Source organism: Pyxidicoccus sp. M15, from assembly GCF_056858435.1.
In genome coordinates, this window is sequence record NZ_CM166495.1 from 12,309,239 (window position 1) to 12,325,194 (window position 15,956).

12 protein-coding genes are annotated in these 15,956 nt (G+C 72.0%); 8 read left to right on the plus strand and 4 right to left on the minus strand.

Annotated elements, in window-relative coordinates; translation table 11 throughout:
• Positions 1-159 precede the first annotated feature (159 nt).
• Complete coding sequence (locus ACX9TP_RS45860; RefSeq protein WP_482977044.1) at positions 160-1,044, plus strand: OmpA/MotB family protein; 885 nt, start codon at positions 160-162, stop codon at positions 1,042-1,044.
• Positions 1,045-1,069: 25 nt separating this feature from the next.
• On the opposite strand, the gene ACX9TP_RS45865 is transcribed toward ACX9TP_RS45860, so the two are convergent.
• Entirely contained in the window at positions 1,070-1,594 is a 525-nt protein-coding gene (locus ACX9TP_RS45865; RefSeq protein ID WP_482977045.1) for a hypothetical protein, read from the minus strand.
• Between the two features lie 183 nt (positions 1,595-1,777).
• Here ACX9TP_RS45865 and ACX9TP_RS45870 point away from each other — a divergent pair, with 183 nt between their 5' ends.
• Together ACX9TP_RS45870 and ACX9TP_RS45875 are read left to right on the plus strand one after the other, a co-directional pair.
• Positions 1,778-4,732, plus strand: a complete 2,955-nt coding sequence (locus ACX9TP_RS45870) for an alpha/beta hydrolase (RefSeq protein ID WP_482977046.1) — start codon at positions 1,778-1,780, stop codon at positions 4,730-4,732.
• 27 nt (positions 4,733-4,759) lie between these two features.
• On the plus strand, positions 4,760-5,953 hold the full coding sequence (locus ACX9TP_RS45875) for an OmpP1/FadL family transporter (protein ID WP_482977047.1): 1,194 nt from the start codon (positions 4,760-4,762) through the stop codon (positions 5,951-5,953).
• 105 nt (positions 5,954-6,058) lie between these two features.
• Here ACX9TP_RS45875 and ACX9TP_RS45880 read toward each other — a convergent pair whose 3' ends face one another.
• The 3 genes from ACX9TP_RS45880 to ACX9TP_RS45890 all read right to left on the minus strand — a co-directional run bounded on the left by ACX9TP_RS45880 (position 6,059) and on the right by ACX9TP_RS45890 (position 10,296).
• A complete protein-coding gene (locus tag ACX9TP_RS45880; RefSeq protein ID WP_482977048.1) occupies positions 6,059-7,285 on the minus strand; it encodes a cyclic nucleotide-binding domain-containing protein in 1,227 nt (408 codons plus the stop codon).
• 13 nt (positions 7,286-7,298) lie between these two features.
• A complete protein-coding gene (locus ACX9TP_RS45885; RefSeq protein WP_482977049.1) occupies positions 7,299-8,492 on the minus strand; it encodes a cyclic nucleotide-binding domain-containing protein in 1,194 nt (397 codons plus the stop codon).
• Positions 8,493-8,694: 202 nt separating this feature from the next.
• On the minus strand, positions 8,695-10,296 hold the full coding sequence (locus ACX9TP_RS45890) for an LVIVD repeat-containing protein (protein ID WP_482977050.1): 1,602 nt from the start codon (positions 10,294-10,296) through the stop codon (positions 8,695-8,697).
• A gap of 202 nt (positions 10,297-10,498) precedes the next feature.
• Here ACX9TP_RS45890 and ACX9TP_RS45895 point away from each other — a divergent pair, with 202 nt between their 5' ends.
• The 5 genes from ACX9TP_RS45895 (at position 10,499) to ACX9TP_RS45915 (ending at position 15,903) form a co-directional block, all read left to right on the plus strand.
• Positions 10,499-11,803, plus strand: coding sequence for a WD40/YVTN/BNR-like repeat-containing protein (locus ACX9TP_RS45895; protein ID WP_482977051.1), 1,305 nt, complete (start codon positions 10,499-10,501; stop codon positions 11,801-11,803).
• Between the two features lie 10 nt (positions 11,804-11,813).
• Positions 11,814-12,455 carry a hypothetical protein gene (locus ACX9TP_RS45900; protein ID WP_482977052.1) on the plus strand — a complete coding sequence of 214 codons (642 nt, stop codon included), beginning with the start codon at positions 11,814-11,816 and terminating at the stop codon, positions 12,453-12,455.
• Positions 12,452-13,702 carry a YncE family protein gene (locus ACX9TP_RS45905; RefSeq protein WP_482977053.1) on the plus strand — a complete coding sequence of 417 codons (1,251 nt, stop codon included), beginning with the start codon at positions 12,452-12,454 and terminating at the stop codon, positions 13,700-13,702. The genes ACX9TP_RS45900 and ACX9TP_RS45905 overlap by 4 nt, the downstream gene beginning before the upstream one ends.
• Positions 13,703-13,818: 116 nt before the next feature.
• Positions 13,819-14,535 (plus strand): c-type cytochrome, encoded by a 717-nt coding sequence (locus tag ACX9TP_RS45910; RefSeq protein ID WP_482977054.1) that lies wholly within the window; start codon positions 13,819-13,821, stop codon positions 14,533-14,535.
• A gap of 54 nt (positions 14,536-14,589) precedes the next feature.
• Positions 14,590-15,903 (plus strand): DUF1444 family protein, encoded by a 1,314-nt coding sequence (locus tag ACX9TP_RS45915; protein ID WP_482977055.1) that lies wholly within the window; start codon positions 14,590-14,592, stop codon positions 15,901-15,903.
• The last annotated feature ends 53 nt before the right edge of the window (positions 15,904-15,956 follow it).

The window sequence follows — 15,956 nt, forward strand, 5'->3', positions numbered from 1 at the left end:
TGAGGCGCACCCGGGCGTGGTCGCTACCGTGGCTCGCGAGTCCCTTCTTCACCGAAGGCGATGGCGTCCCCCGGCGCCGGCTTGAGACGACGGCGGCGCCTTGCGGCGCGACCGTAGAGACCGTGGCGCCTCCCGGCGCCACCTACTGGAGGTCACGACATGACGGAAGTCCCGCACGAGCACGGGCGTCAGCAGCAGCGCACCTGGGTCCCCTGGCTGGTGACGGCGCTGGTGGTGCTGCTGGCGGGCGGCGTGCTGTTCCTCGCCAACCGGAGCTCTCAGCAGGCCCAGGCGCTGGCCGAGCAGTCGCGCGCCGCCGCCACGGAGGCCGCCAACCGCGCCCGTGACGCCGAGGCCGCGCGGCTGCAGCTGGAGGAGAAGCTGGCGGCGGCGGAGTCCGAGCGCACGAAGCTGGCCACCGAGAAGGAGCAGCTCAGCAGCGAGAAGGAGCAGCTCAGCCAGACGGTGCAGGAGCAGGAGGCGGAGCTGGCGAAGCTCAAGGCCACCTACGACGACCTGCAGGACAAGATGAAGGCGGAAATCGCCAACGGCGCCATCAAGCTGTCGCAGGCCGAGGGCCGCATCCAGGTGGACCTGGTGGACAAGGTGCTCTTCGACTCCGGCGACGCGAGCATCAGCGCGCGCGGCCAGGAGGTCCTCACCCGGCTGGGCGGCGTGCTGGCCAAGGTGGAGGACAAGTCCATCCAGGTGTCCGGCCACACGGATGACTCGCCGCCGTCCCAGAAGCTGCAGGGCACCTTCCCCACCAACTGGGAGCTGTCCGTGGCGCGCGCCGTCAACGTGGTGCGCTTCCTCCAGGAGAAGGGCGGCGTGCCCGCGCGCCGGCTGGTGGCCGCCGGCTACGGCGAGATGCGCCCGGTGGCCGCCAACGCCACCCCGGTGGGCCGCGCGCGCAACCGCCGCATCGAGGTGCTGCTCATGCCGGACCTGCCCAAGCAGCGCAACACGGCGGCGGTGAAGCGCGCCCTCGCGGACTCCACCACGCCGAAGAACGCGGTGAAGCCCGCCAAGGGGACGAAGTAGCCCTTCGTCCCCGCGGGCGCCGCGGCTACTTCTTCTTCACCGACTCCAGCAGCTTGCGGAAGGGCTTCTCCGCGGCGGCCGCCGTCTTCTCGGGCGCGGTCAGCTTGAAGAAGACGGCGCCCTCGGGGCCCTCCACAATCGCGCCCAGCAGGCGGTAGCCCGGCTTCGGCGTGGCGGGGCCCATCATCGGTCCGCCGCCCGCGTACGTGCCCTTCACGTCCACCGTGGTGACGCTCATGCCGTTGAGCTTCTCCGCCTTCGTCTTCGCCGCCTTGTCCACAGGCTTGCCGTCCGGCGTCTGGAACTGGCCCACCCAGCGCTTCACGTTGGCGTCCACCGCGCCGCCCTGGCCCTGGCCGAAGTAGAAGACGGCCAGCTCGCCGCCCTCGGCGTCACCCTTCGCCGCCGGAATCTTGTACGTCGCCGCGCGCATCGGCCGCTCGCCCTGCGCCGTCCACTCCGCCGGGGCCGTCCACGTCAGCCCTCCGGCATCCTCCGCGTGAGCCACCACGGCCGCGGTCACCACCAGCACACTCAGCAGTCGGTTCATGCCCGTAACGTACCCGCCGCATGCCCCCGGCGCAGCCGCTGAGACAGCCAGTCTGTCTCGCCCGCCCGCCAGCCATAGCTAACACGGCGCGTCAAGCCGGCTGTCTTCCGGTCAACCAGCCAACGTGCTACGCCACGGAACCGTTTCCAGCAGTCCAACTATGGACGCGGAGGGGTCTGACCCATGAAAAAGGTGTTGTTCCTGGGGGCTCTTGCCCTCGGTGCGGCTGCGTGTGATCCGGACATCGCGAAGGATGCACCCCCCGCCGAAGAAGCTGTCGTCGCTGAGTTCGACCCCGCGGCCTCGCCTGCCATCGTCCCGTCGCCCAACGACCTGGCGCTGGACCCGAAGACGGGCCTCGTCGCCGCGCCCATCAATCCGAACGCGCCCGAGGCGGAGCAGGAGTTCACGCGCGACTACGTGAACACGCTGGACGGCTTCCCCACGGCCATCTCCGCGAGCACGACGGTCAAGAACCTCGACCCGGAGACCGTGACGCCGGCCACGGTGAAGATCCTCGACCTGTACGCGGGCACGCCGCTGTCCCGCCCCGTCCCGGCGAACGTCGTCGTCGGCTACAACGAGGACACCGACCGCATCAACGTGATTGCCCCCACCGGCTGGCCCAAGGGCGGCCGCTACGCGGTGGCGCTCGTCGGCGGTGAGAACGGCCTGAAGACCACGTCCGGCAAGCCGGTCATCCCGTCGGCCACGTGGGCCTTCGCCAGCTCGACGGAGCCGCTCGTCACCTGTGAGGACCTGACGGCCCCCAACTGCCGCGCGGCCACGGAGCTCATCCCGGCCACCTCGACGGACCCCGCCACGCGCATCGCGGAGCAGACGGCCACCGCGCTCCGCCTGGAGCAGCTGCGCCGCAGCTACGCGCCCGTCATCGACGCGACCGCCGAGAAGTTCAACCTCAAGCGCGACGACATCGTCCTGCTGTGGACCTTCACGGTGATGAACATGCCGGAGGCCACGTTCGACCCGGCCAACAGCATCATCCCCTTCCCCAATGACCTGCTGCGCATCCCGGCCACGGCCAACGCCCCGGCGCGCCTGAACCTGCCGGTCAACACCTCCCCCAACGCCAACCCGCTGGAGGTCGCCATCTCCAGGGGCCTCAACACGCTGGACGGCTGGTCCACCACCGCCCCCATCGTCTCCGAGAACGGCGTGCGCGCGGGCGCCATCGACCTGGGCTCCGAGCTGGACATGAACACCGTCAAGGTGGGCCAGACGGTGCTCTTCATCAAGACCACCAACACCGACAAGGGCACGCTCCCCAAGGTCAAGGTGTGCGTCAACTGCACGTCCAGCCTGAAGCCGGACGGCAGCGCGCAGACCACGCCGCAGCAGCTCCAGATTGTCCCCGAGGTGCCGCTGGACGAGGCCACCCAGTACGCCGTGGTCATGCTGCGCGGCATGAAGGACATCAAGGGCCGCGCCGTGGCGCCCACCGCGCCCCAGGTCCTGCTGCGCAGCAAGGCGCCGCTGGTCGACTCGGCCGGCAACAGCCAGCTGGCCGCGGTGCCGAGCTTCCTCGCCGCCCAGCTCGAGCCGGCGCGCCTGGCGCTCAAGCCGCTGTATGACGCGCTCGAGGCCCAGGGCATCAAGCGCAAGGACGTGAACCTGGCGTGGGCCTTCACCACCCAGAGCACCCGCTCCATCCTCCAGGCGCTGAACGCGGCCCCCTCCCAGGTGCCGGCGGACCCGTACTTCCTGACGGACCAGACGGACGTGCTCAAGGCCACCATGGCGGCCAACAAGCTGGACAACGGCGACGTGGGCCGCGCCTTCGTTGGCGCCTTCGCCTCGCCCTACCTGCTCAGCGACGACCAGGGCACGCTCAACCGCGCCGCGCCGCGCATCGACCGCGTCCCGTTCATCCTCTTCACGCCGAAGCTGCCGGCGCCCGAGGGTGGCTTCCCGGTGGTCATCTTCGGCCACGGCCTGACGGGCAACCGCACCAACGTCGTGGCCGTCGCCAACAGGCTGAACGCCCATGGCTTCGCGGTGGCCGCCATCGACACCGTGCAGCACGGCGACCGCGTCAGCTGCGCGGGCATCTCCGCCGCGACGCCGGTGCTCTACGGTGACCCGGCCAACCCCTCGGTCATCGACTCGCCGGACGAGGCGTGCTCCAGCGGCAGCACCTGCGACGTGACGCCGAACAGTCCCACCTTCGGGCGCTGCGTGAACGCCGCCGTCGCCATCGACTGCAATCCGAGCCCCACGGACCCGACGAACCTGGCCGCCCTGCACGGCGACCTGGTCTGCGCCTCCCAGCGCCAGGGCCGCTGCGTGGGCGCCAGCCCCACCGCCACCACCGGCAAGTGCGAGGGTGGTGACTTCCTGCGCCAGAGCAACGACAACGCGCGCGCGGCGCCCATCATCAACGCCTGGAACTTCCTCAACCTCACCAACCTGTTCGCCACGCGCGACAACTTCCGCCACTCCGTGGTGGACTTCGCGCAGCTGTCCCGCGTGCTCGCCACCGACAGCCTCAACGCCCGCCTCGACGCGGCCGGCGCCGGCACCCTCAACGGCGCGCAGGTGGAGTACGTGGGCCAGAGCCTCGGCGGCCTCCAGGGCGCCCTGACCGCCTCCGTCAATCCGCGCATCCACCGCGTGGGCCTCAACGCCGCGGGCGGCGGCCTGGTCGACGTGCTGCTGACGTCCACCAACGCCACCTTCGTCGCGAGCCGCAACGGCTTCAACGCCCTGCTGACCAGCGCCGGCCGCCCCGTCGGCACGGCGGCCTACGACGAGTTCATCACCCTGGCCCGGACCATCCTGGACCCGGCGGACCCGCGCAACTACGGCTACTTCCTGGAGAACGGCCAGGCGGCCAACCGCGACGCGTTCATCCAGTACATCAAGGGCGACGACGTCATCACCAACCCGGTGACGGACTACCTGCTCGGCGCGGCCAACCGCGGCGGGGAGCGCTCGGTGCAGTCGTACATGTTCGACGTCGCGCCGCTGCCCAAGGAGGTCAAGCATGGCTTCTTCACCATCTTCGACCCCTCCCTGGCCGCGGACGACCCCACGGCGCAGTTCCTCAAGTCCGTCCGTGACTCGGCCCAGGACCAGATGGCCGGCTTCCTGAAGACCGGCCTCGCGCCCATCCCGTAATCGCCCCCCCAGAGAGACCCAATAACCATGAAGAAGACACTCTCCCTGGTAGCGCTGTTCGCGGCCGGCACCTCGCAGGCCGCGGGCTTCCAGATCAACACCCAGAGCGCCCGCTCCACGGGCATGGGCAACGCGGCCGTCGCGTGGCTGGATGACTCGTCCGCCGTCTATTCGAACGCGGCGAACATCCTCAGCGACAAGAAGCTGGATGTGACGGTGGGCGACACCGGCATCCTCCCCAGCCTGAAGTTCACCCCGGAGGGCGGGGCGACGGAGGGCCAGAAGACGACGCTGTCCCCGCCGCCGCACCTGTTCGCCACGTACCAGGTGATGGACAAGCTGGCGGTGGGCCTGGGCATCTACACGCCCTTCGGCGCGCGCAGCCGCTGGGTGGATGACTTCTCGGGCCGCTTCCGCGCCCGTGAGTCGGCCATGGCCGTCTACAACATCAACCCGACGGTGGCCTACCAGGTGCACGACCGCATCCGCGTGGGCGCCGGGCTCGACATCGGCCGGGGCACGCTGGAGCTCAAGCGTGGCCTGGACTTCGTCGAGAGCGAGGGCAACGTCCACCTGGGCGGCAGCGCGTGGGGCATCGGCGCCAACGTCGGCGTCCAGGGCGTCATCGTCCCCAAGCTGCTCAGCGCCGGCGTGCACTACCGCAGCCCCATGAAGCTGACCTTCAAGGGCGACGCGGACTTCCAGGACGTCCCGGCGGAGTTCCAGAGCCGCCTGAAGGACACCATCGTCCAGGGTGACGTCACCCTGCCGCAGTCCATCGCGGCGGGCGTGTCCGTCACGCCCATCGAGCGGCTGACGCTGGCCTTCGATGCGAACTGGGTGGACTGGTCCGACTTCGAGCAGCTGGCGATTGAGTTCCCGGAGAACCCGGCCATCAACAACCCGCTGCCCAAGCGCTGGAAGGCGACGTGGAACTTCCACCTCGGCGCCGAGTACGGCGTGACGGAGGCGCTGCGCGTGCGCGCGGGCTTCGTCATCGACCCGTCCCCGAGCCCGGATGACACGCTGACGCCGGACCTGCCGGACGCGGACCGCATCGCCGTGTCGGGTGGCCTGGGCTACGGCTTCGGCGGGCTGCGCGCCGACCTCGCCTACCAGTACGTCACGCTGTCCGACAAGGTGAGCACCGCGCCGGGCGTCCCCGGCACGTACAACGGCACCGCGCACGTGTTCGGCCTGACGCTCGGCTACTCCATGTAGCTGGCCGCCTGCCCCGGCTCCTCGAGCCGGGGCGGTACCGACGCCCGGGTCTCCCTCATGGGGGCCCGGGCGTTTCGTTTTTCCAAGGAGGGCCCGCGCCCCGCGTCAGACGCGCAGGTCTCCGTCGTGCAGCACGCGGCCGGAGGCCAGGGCCTGGGCGGTGCGCTGCAGGCGCTCGGTGCCCATGCGCATCAGCATGCCCTTGAGGCCGGGCTGGCTGAGCAGGTGCTTCTCGAAGGCGGCTCGCTCCAGGCGCAGCACCACGCCCGCCACGTCCGCGCGCACCGTGGCGGACACGGGCTTGTCCAGCAGCAGGGAGATTTCGCCGAAGACGTCGCCCTCGCGCAGCTCCGCCAGCGCCACGCGCCGGCCGTGGAGCTGCTCCAGCCACGGCGTGCAGCGGCCGCGCAGCAGCACGTAGAAGGCGTCTCCCGTCTGCCCCTGCGTCAGCAGCGCCTCGCCCGCGCTCACCGTACGCAGCTGGAAGTCGCGAGACACGGCCGCCTTCTGCTCCGGCGTCAGCTTGCTGAGCAGCGGGTTGCTGCGCAGCAGGTTCTCCACCATGCGCCGCCGGTAGAAGGCCTCCACCGCGACGGCCACCGTGGGGTGGCGCGCGGCCACCGCCTCCATGCGCCCGCGCGTCAGCTCCAGGAGCACGGAGCGCTCGGTGGCCACCACCGTGGCCAGCCGGGGCCCCTCGGAGACGAGCGCCAGCTCCCCGAAGAAGTCCCCCGGCAGCACGGTGCCCGCCGACTTGCGCTCGCCGCCCTCCAGCGTGCGCAGCACGTCCGCCCGGCCCTCCACCAGCGCGAACATGGACGCGCCGGCGCTGCCCTCCTCCACCACCGCCTGCCCGGGGAAGAAGGCGCGCACCTCCAGCGCCTCCAGCAGGGCGATGAAGGCCTCGCGGTCCAGGTGCGAGAGGATGGGCATCGCGCCCGGCGCCTCGGGCCCGGGCACCGGGGCCATCGTCCCCGGGGACGCCGCCGGCGCCACGGCCCCCGGCGCCAGGGCGAAGCGCTCGGCCAGCACGCGCGCGGTGCGCGTCCTCACGGCGGGGGGCGCGCCCAGCCGGGCCAGCGCCAGGCACGCGGCCACGGCGCGCAGCGGCTGCCCGGCATGCGTCCACGCGAGCGCGGCGGCCTCGTACGCCGTCACCGCCTCCGCCTGCCGCCCGAGCCACTCCAGGAGCTCCGCCACCTTCAGGCGGACCTCCGCGTCGTCCGGGGCGGACCTGGCCACGCCCTGGTACTCCGCCAGCGCCTCCTCCAGCCTGCCTTCACCGGCGAGCTGGACGGCCCGCTCCCTGCTCGCGCCACGCGTGTCCGCCATTGCGGGCCCCAGCCTACGCGCTCAGCGCCCGGACGCGCTCGGCCAGATTCTCGGTGAAGAGCCGGTAGATGCGCAGCGCGGCGTCCGCGTGGGTCTCCAGGTAGTGCTGGAAGTCCACCCGCGTCACCCGCAGCGCCCGCACCGCGGTGCGCGAGCGCACGTGCGCGGACGTGGGCCCGTCCAGGATGAGCGAGATTTCTCCCAGGAACGCCCCCGGCCCCAGCGTGTTGAGCAGCCGCGCGTCCAGCCCCGAGCCGCTGTACACGTCCACCGTCCCGTCCAGCAGCACCAACAGCCCCGTGCCCCGCGCGCCCTTCTCCAGCACCGTGGTGTCCCCGGGGATGAACACCTGCTGCGCCATGCGGAACAGGTCCTTCATGTCCTGCATCGGCAGCTCGCCGAAGATGGGGATGGCCTTGAGGTACTCGTAGCCGTCCGGCGGCGGCGGGGGCGCCCGCTCGGGCTCCGCCACGGCCGCGTCCAGCCCCAGGTGCCGCAGGAGCCGCGCATGCTCCGCCTGGAGCGCGCCGTCCTCGCGCGCCCCGCCGGACTCCTGCATCTCGTCCGCCAGCAGCACCAGCGCCCGCCACGAGTCTCCCAGCGCGTCCAGGAGCGCGCTCATCCGCAGCACCGCCTCGCGCCGGCGCGGGTGCCCGGGCGCAATCGCGCGCAGCGACTCCAGCTCCGCGTGCGCGTTGCCCAGCTCGCGGTACACCGCCGCGGCCTCCAGGGGCCGGTGCAGGCGCGTGAGGCACTGGGCCATGGACTCGCGCGCATCCAGCGCCCGGTACAGCTCCAGCGCCCGCTCCAGGCTGCCCGCGCGCTCGAAGGCGGCGGCCGCCCGCCCGCGCTCACCGACGCGCAGCCACGCCTCGGCCGCCTTGTGCAGGGCGCCGGCCTGCTCATGCAGCGGCGCCGCCGCCGCGTGCACGCCATCCGCCTCCAAGAGGCGCGCGGCACCCTCGAAGTCCCGCGCCCGCCGCAACACCTCCACCAGCGACGCGCGCGTCTGCCCGGGCATTCCGGAGGACTCGTCCAGCACGCGCTCCCGCTGCGGCGCGGCCAGGTCCTCGTAGGCCCGGACGGCCACCTCCACCGCTCCCTGCATCACCGCCTCCCAGACGGCGCGCGTGGCGGCCCCCGCGGGCACGTCAGCCCGCCCCACGCCGTCGTCGATGAGCCTGGGCTCCACCGTGGACCCCGCCATGTCTTGCACTCCCCCTGAGGCACCCGCGGGCCGCCCGCGCTGGAGCCGCCCTCGTACGGGTGTCTTCGCGCGTCCGTAGCAGACAGGACGGGTGGGAGGCGAGCCCCGCGCACCGGGCCCACCTCCCGCCGACGCTCCGGAGCGCGCTTCCCCGGGGCGTTGTGACGGGTGGACAACCTTCCCCCCGCCACGAAGGCGCCGCTCAGCCCTCCTTCATGATGAGCAGGCCGCGCGCGGTGTCGATGACGTACACGTGCCCGTCTCCCGGAACGCGGATGCCGATGGCGCCGTCATAGAAGGTGAAGCCCGCCTTGGGGTGCTCGGGCTGGTAGGTGTTGTAGTAGCCCACCTCGCGCGGCTGCCAGGGCAGCGTCACATCCAGCACCCGCACCCCTTCCTGGTAGTGGGAGAGGTACAGCCGGTTGCCCTTCAGCTCCATGTTGTGGATGGAGACGCCCGGCCGCAGGCGGTACTCACCGATGATGCGCACCGCCGCCGGGTCCGACACGTCCAGCACGCGCAGGTGCGCGCCCCAGTGCTCACCGCCCTCGAAGGCGTAGAGCCGCTCCCCCTGGCGCATCACCCGGCTCGTGTGGCTGGTGGCATTCGGGTAGACGTACTCGCCCACCATCTCCACCGCCTCCGTGTCCCTCACGTCCGCGATGCGGTAACCGCCCGCCCAGTGGCTGATGTAGAGCCTGTTCTCGAAGGGGAAGGCGTCGTGGGGGTAGGTGACTCTCGACGCCGAGGGCGCACCCGGCGCCACGAAGCGGGTGAGCAGCACGGGCGCCCTCGCGTCCTTCACGTCGAAGATGAGCGTCTCCACGTTGGGCCCCGGCGACATGGCGTACAGCCGGTTGCCGTCGACGATGACGGTGTGCACGTCGATGCCGCCCGCGTCCCCCGGCAGCGAGCGCAGCAGCTGGGGGTCCGCCGGGTTGGAGATGTCGAAGACGTGCAGGCCCTGGTCGGCGCTCGCCACGTAGAGCGCGTCGTCCTTCGCCCAGACGCCGTTCCAGTAGTTGTCGTTGGGGTAGGAAATCGACTTCTTCAGCACGGGCGCGCGCGCGTCCGACACGTCGAACACGCTCAGCCCGCCGGGCCGGCCCAGGAACGGTACCGACACCACGTACGCATGGCCCTTCGTCACGTACACGTCCACGGGCATCGCCTCGCCCACCGCCGCCTCCGACAGCAGCGACAGGCCGGAGGCCTCCGACTCGCCCTGGCGGCGCACCACGCGCGAGGCCTCGAAGGTGCCGGAGAGGGACGACGCCCCGTTGCGGCACTGCTGGTAGCAGCCCTTCAGCGTGAGCCCGTCCTCGCTGGCCTCGCACCCCACCATCACCACCGCCGAGGAGCCGCCGTCCGGACGGCTCGATTTCACCCCCAGGTAGAACCGGCCATCCTCCACCTGCTGCTCGGGGAAGACGACGGTGCTGTGGTGGGAGACGCCCCCATCCGTCGCCACCCGCAGCGAGTTGACCGTGCTGAACACCGGCTCGACGGAATCCAGGATGACGTGCGTGGTGTAGAGGCCGCCCGCCTTCGCGCCCTTCAGTGAAGCCAGGTTGCAGGCGGACAGGTCGAAGGACTCATAGGCGCCGCACGGGGCGGCGGCATTCGCGGCCGGCCTGCAGGCGGCCATCGGCCCCGTGTACTCCCAGTCCGGAGCGTCCGTCATCCACGGCTTCACCTCGTGCCTGACGATGGGCGGGTCCACCAGCTCCCCCGAGCAACCCACCGTCATTCCCAGCAGGCCGGACACGACCAGTCCAAACGCGCTACGCGTCCACCGCTTCATCGAAAGCGTCCTTCCGCAAGGGTGATGAGTGAAAGCGTCGGAGCACTCCGCCCGGCCCGCGGAGCCCCTCCGTCCCGCTCTGCCTGCTGAACGAGCGGGGAAGCACCCGCATATCGCGCGGCGTTTCACGCTCCGCCGCTATGCGCGGGCGCGCCGGGCGTTATCGTGGAGGCTGGGCCGGCACGTTCCTGGAGTCCTGGAGATGAATCCTCGCAACACGGTGGCAGCGGCCGTCACACTGCTGACCCTGGGCACGGGCGGGGCCGCGCACGCGCATGCGGGCCTGCCGGAGACGTCCAACGTCACCATTCGCCGCGGCCACCCCGAGGACTTCTTCGTGGGCGCCAGCTTCGGCGCGGTGATTTCGCGCGACAGCGGCCAGACGTGGCGGTGGATATGCCCGGACGCCATGGGCTACGGCGGCTGGCGCCCGGAGTCCTTCCTGTGGCGCGAGGCCGGGGACATCATCGCCGCCACCGGCAGCGCCATCCTGCGCTCGGCCGACAACGGCTGCTCCTGGAATACGCATCCGTACTTCAAGAGCACCTGGGTGACGGGGCTCGCCGCGCACCCCACCGACGACCGCATCCTCTATGCCGTCACCGGCCGGCCCACGACGCCCAACGGCGTGTACCGCTCCCGCGACGGCGGCGAGACGTGGGAGCCCACGCCGCTCTTGCGCACGGGGCTCAACCTCAACGCCGTGCGCGTCTCGCCGGTGGACCCCCGGCGCCTGTATGCCTCCGGCGACGCGGGCGGCCAGCTGCTCCTGTTGCGCAGTGACGACGCGGGCGACACCTGGGAGGAAATCCCCCACGCGCTGCCGGAGCTGCAGCGGCCGTACGACCTGGTGTTGACGGCGGTGGACCCCGTGCAGGCGGACGGGGTGTGGCTGCGCGTGTCCGCGCAGGGCTACACGCACCTGATGCGCAGCGACGACGGCGGCCGCACGCTGACGCAGGTGCAGGTGCTGGACGACGTCTTCACCAACATGGAGCTGTCCTCCGACGGCGGCACCGCCTGGGTGGGCACCCTGAACTACTTCTTCCGCGGCCCGCGCTCCGGCCCGCTGGAGAAGCGGCCGCTGCCCACCGGCAACTCGTGCGCGCTGCGCACGGGCGAGACGCTCTACGCCTGCGGCTCCACCTGGCTCCACGACTGGGCCCTGGCGCGCAGCAACGACCAGGGCGACACCTGGGAGCCGCTGTTCACCCTCTACGGAATCAAGGGCCCCGACCAGTGCCCCGCGGGCACGCCGGTGCAGAAGCTCTGCCCGGGCCTCTGGCCGCAGCTGGCGGACCAGCTCGGCGCGGAGGTGTACCCCGACGGTGGCGTGGGGGAACCTCCGCCCCAGGACGCGGGCACGCCCGAAGCCGATGCCGGGACGGCGCCTCCCTCGAAATCCGATGGCTGCGGCGCGGCGTCCGGGAATGCGGTGCCCGCCCTGCTGCTTCTGTCGACCCTCACGCTGTGGCGCCGCGGCCGGCGGCGCTCGAACCACCGGTAGGCCCCTCACCATGAAGACCCTCTCCCGGAAGCTCTTGTGGACGTCCCTGTCGGCCGCGCTGCTGGCGCTGGCCCCCGCCTGTGACAGCAACGAGCCGGAGGCCGACGAGTGCGGCGAGCCGCTCTACGGCGGCAACGCCACCGACGAGGCCTGGCGCTCACTGGTGGACGCGAAGGACAAGTCTACGGCCAGCGCGCAGTCGGTGACGCTGGAGTCCCCCACCGAGGGACAGTCCTACATCTCCACCGACGCGCCGCCCACGTGGCGGTGGACCTCGCCGATTGCGTCGCTCACGCCCGGCGCGACGCCCCTGACGCCCTCCCCGCATGCGCGCCCGCGCGAGGAAGGCCGCTCCGTGCTGGCGTGGCTGGGGAACCTAGTTCTGCCCTCGGCCGAGGCGCACCTGCCGCCCTTCACCGGCGACATCTACTGGGTACAGGTGACGGTGCCGGGCCGTACGTGCCCGGTGGAGATGCTCACCTCCAACCTGGAGTGGCAGCTCGACGCGGCCACGTGGGACACGCTGCGCGGCGCGATTGGCCAACAGCTGTCCGTCCAGGTGACGAGCGCGTACCTCGTGGAGAACCGCCTCCGCGAGGGGCCGTACAAGCTGGCCACGCCGCGCACCATCGAGATGGTGGGCGCGCGATGAAGGGGGCACGCCGGTGGGTGCCGGCGCTCGCGCTCGCGCTGGCCGCGTGCAGCGAGGACCCGGAGCCGGGGGACGCGGTGACGCCCCCGGAAGAGCTCGAGTACGCGCACCCGGACCCGTGGGCGGAAGGAACCGTCGTTCCGCCGCCCGGGCCCGGCGGGCGCATCCTCATCACCAACAGCCTGGATGACACGCTGAGCCTCATCGAGCTGGACACCGTGGGCACGCCCGGCTTCAAGGAACTGGCGCGCGTGCCGGTGGGGCTCAACCCGGTGGTGCTGGAGGGGCCGCACCACACGGCGGTGGCTCCGGACGGCTCGGCTTATTACGTCGGCATCTCCAACTACGTGCCGGGCGGCGGCTCGGGGCCGCATGGCACGCACGGCACGGGCTCCGAGGACGGCTACTGCCTCAAGCTCGACGCGCGCGACAACCGGCTGCTGGGCTCGGTGCGCGTGGACCCCAACCCCGGGGACGTCATCGTCAGCCGCGACGGGCGCACGCTGTACCAGACGCACTTCGACACCCTGAGGATTACCGAGGTGGCGCGGCGGGGCGGCACCGAGGCGGAGATGAACGCGCGGCTGGCCATCATCGACGCGGCCACCATGACGCGGAAGAGCATGGTGGAGGTGTGCCCCGCGCCCCACGCGGTGCGCCTGTCCGCCGACGAGCGCACGGCCTACGTCGCATGCTGGTCGGACGAGGTGGCGATCGTGGACCTCACCGCGAGCCCGCCCACGGTGCAGCGGGTGAAGGTGGCGGCCAACGTGGGCACTGCGGTCAGCCCCCAGCACGAGCCCTACGCGCTCACCCTGTCGCCCACCACAGGCGAGGCGTGGGTCAGCTCCATGTCCAGCCGGCAGGTGCAGGTGCTCAATCCCACCACGAAGGCGATGGACCCGACGCGCACGGTGACGGGGCTGCGCGGCGCGCCCATGTTCGGGACCTTCACCTCCGACGGCAAGACGCTCTACCTGCCCTATCAGGCCGCGGACGTGCTCGCGGTCATCGACCCGGTGACGGGGACCGTGCGCGACGAGGTGGACCTCGCGTCGGCCGGCTGCCTCAACGTGCACCAGGTGACGCTGACGCCGGACGAGAAGCACGGGCTCGTCGTCTGCGAGGGGGACCACCAGGGCCCGGGCACGGTGCACGCGGTGGACCTCGCCGCCGGCACGGTGGTGGGCACGGTGCAGGTGGGCATCTTCCCGGACTCGGTGAGCATCCTCCGGGGGCAGCCATGAGGCGCGCGGTGGGAGCCCCGGGTGAGGCAGCGGTGGGCGCTCTCGGTGAACGTCCTCCGGGGGCGGCCATGAGGCGCGCGGCGGGCGCTCTCGGTGAGCATCCTCCGGTGGCGGCCATGCGGCGCGCGAGGCGGGTGGTGCTCGCGGCACTGGCGCTGCTCGCGGCGGCATGCGGCGATGAGGGGCCGGTGCCCGCGGCGGAGTACGGCGAGCGGCTGTTCAGCGACGCGAAGCTGTCGGAGAGCCGGTTCAACAGCTTCTCGTGCGCCACGTGCCACGCGACGACGCCCACCGCTCCGGCGGGGCGGATGGACTCGGGGTACACGCTGTACGACTCGGCCTTCCGCGAGTCGTGGTGGGGCGGGTACGAGACGCGCCTGCTGGACGCGGTGAACTTCTGCTACGTCAACTTCATGCGCGGCGTGGCGCCGCTGCCCGTGGACTCGCCGCAGAGCCGCGCGCTCTACGAGTACCTCGTGAGCATCAGCCCGAATCGCGACGCGCCGCCGCTGCCGATGACGGTGGTGAAGAACGCCGCCGACGTGGCTCGCGGAGACAGGGCGCGCGGGCAGGAGGTGTACCGCGCGGCCTGCCAGGGCTGCCACGGAGAGCTGCACACGGGTGCGGGCCGGCTGACGGAGGCGGCCTCGGTGCTGCCCGAGGTGACGGCGGACTACGGCGAGGTGTTCCCCGGGGTGCCACCGTCGCTGGTCGTCATCGAGAAGGTGCGCCACGGCCAGTTCTTCGGCGTCGGCGGCAACATGCCTCCGTACAGCCTGGAGGCCCTGTCCGACGCGGACCTCGGCGCGCTGCTCACCTACCTGGACCTGTGACACCCACCGCGTCCAGGGCGTAACCTCGCCACCGGCACGCACGCGGGAGCACGCATGGGGTTCTGGGACAGGCTGTTCGGACGGAAGGCTCCGGCTCCGGAGCCGCGACCCGCCGTCCCCGCCGCCTCGGCGGCGAACACGGTGCAGGCCGTGGACCCGCGCGAGTACCTCCTGAAGCAGGTGGAGGCCCTGCTGCGCGCCGAGCCGAAGGTGGAGAAGGTGGAGCGCCACCCGGACAGCTACGGCCTGCACTTCACCCGCGACGGGCGCCAGGGCACCGTGTTCCTCGACAACCTCTTCGCGGACACCCGCGAGGTGCCACCCGAGGCGCGCACCCAGCTCATCCAGCGCTTCCTCCGCTCGCTCTGGCAGGAGGGCCCGGACTCGCTCCCCTGGGAGGACGTGCGGCGGCGCCTGCTGCCCGTGCTGCGCGCGTCCACCTTCGGCCTGTCGCAGCTCGCCCAGCTCGAGTCCGACCGCGAGCTGGTGGGACAGCGCACCCTGCCCTTCCTGCGCGAGCTGCTGGTGGTGGACCTGCCCGAGTCCGCCATGTTCGTGCAGCGGCGGCACCTCCAGGAGTGGGGCGCGGACGCGGAAGCCGCCTTCGCCGCGGCGCATGAGAACCTCGCCGCGCTCCCGCTCGACGGCGTGGAGCTGTACGACCGCACGCCGAGCCCCATCTGGTCCGTCGACTCCGGCGACACGTACGAGACGTCGCGCCTGCTGCACCCGGGCTTCCTCGCGTCCTTCGCCGGGCGCGTGGAGGGCCGCCCCATCGCCATCCTCCCCGAGCGCTCCACCGTGCTCATCGCCGGAGATGCGAACCCCGCCACCGTGGCGCGCCTGTGCGAGAGCGGCGAGCGCGAGTACGAGGCCGCGTCGCGCCGCCTCACCCCCGCCCTCTACACGGTGGACGACGCCGGCCGCGTGGTGCCGTACCTGCGCCCGGGCAACGACGCGCTCGCCCAGCGCGTGCGGCTGGCCCACGTGCGCCTCGCCCTGTCCGAGTACGCCGCGCAGAAGGAGTCGCTCGACAAGCTCCACGAGGCGAACGATGTGGACGTCTTCGTCGCCAGCCTCTCCGCCGTCGCCCGGAAGAAGGACGAGCGCCCCGTCATGTACTGCGTCTGGAGTCACGACGTGAGCGCGCTGCTGCCGCGCGCGGACGTGGTGGCGGTGAACCCGGGCGGCACCCAGGACGTCTTCATGGTGCCGTGGGAGGACGTGGAGCGCCTGGCGCCCGGGTGCCTCACGCCCGTGCCGGAGTCCTGGCCGCCCCGCCACCGCACCACCGCGTGGCCCGCGCCGGACGTGCTGGAGCGGCTGCGCGCGGCCCGCGTGGACCTGGAGGACTACGTCGGCCCCTGAAGTGCCGCGCCCCCTTCCGGTCAGCTCGCCGGAGCCCCCCGCGTCAGGCCCCG

Bases quoted from the DNA above. Each gene is read 5' to 3' on its own strand.
- ACX9TP_RS45860 (WP_482977044.1), top strand. From the start codon at position 160: ATGACGGAAGTCCCGCACGAGCACGGGCGTCAGCAGCAGCGCACCTGG.
- ACX9TP_RS45865 (WP_482977045.1), bottom strand. From the start codon at position 1,594: ATGAACCGACTGCTGAGTGTGCTGGTGGTGACCGCGGCCGTGGTGGCT.
- ACX9TP_RS45870 (WP_482977046.1), top strand. From the start codon at position 1,778: ATGAAAAAGGTGTTGTTCCTGGGGGCTCTTGCCCTCGGTGCGGCTGCG.
- ACX9TP_RS45875 (WP_482977047.1), top strand. From the start codon at position 4,760: ATGAAGAAGACACTCTCCCTGGTAGCGCTGTTCGCGGCCGGCACCTCG.
- ACX9TP_RS45880 (WP_482977048.1), bottom strand. From the start codon at position 7,285: ATGGCGGACACGCGTGGCGCGAGCAGGGAGCGGGCCGTCCAGCTCGCC.
- ACX9TP_RS45885 (WP_482977049.1), bottom strand. From the start codon at position 8,492: ATGGCGGGGTCCACGGTGGAGCCCAGGCTCATCGACGACGGCGTGGGG.
- ACX9TP_RS45890 (WP_482977050.1), bottom strand. From the start codon at position 10,296: ATGAAGCGGTGGACGCGTAGCGCGTTTGGACTGGTCGTGTCCGGCCTG.
- ACX9TP_RS45895 (WP_482977051.1), top strand. From the start codon at position 10,499: ATGAATCCTCGCAACACGGTGGCAGCGGCCGTCACACTGCTGACCCTG.
- ACX9TP_RS45900 (WP_482977052.1), top strand. From the start codon at position 11,814: ATGAAGACCCTCTCCCGGAAGCTCTTGTGGACGTCCCTGTCGGCCGCG.
- ACX9TP_RS45905 (WP_482977053.1), top strand. From the start codon at position 12,452: ATGAAGGGGGCACGCCGGTGGGTGCCGGCGCTCGCGCTCGCGCTGGCC.
- ACX9TP_RS45910 (WP_482977054.1), top strand. From the start codon at position 13,819: ATGCGGCGCGCGAGGCGGGTGGTGCTCGCGGCACTGGCGCTGCTCGCG.
- ACX9TP_RS45915 (WP_482977055.1), top strand. From the start codon at position 14,590: ATGGGGTTCTGGGACAGGCTGTTCGGACGGAAGGCTCCGGCTCCGGAG.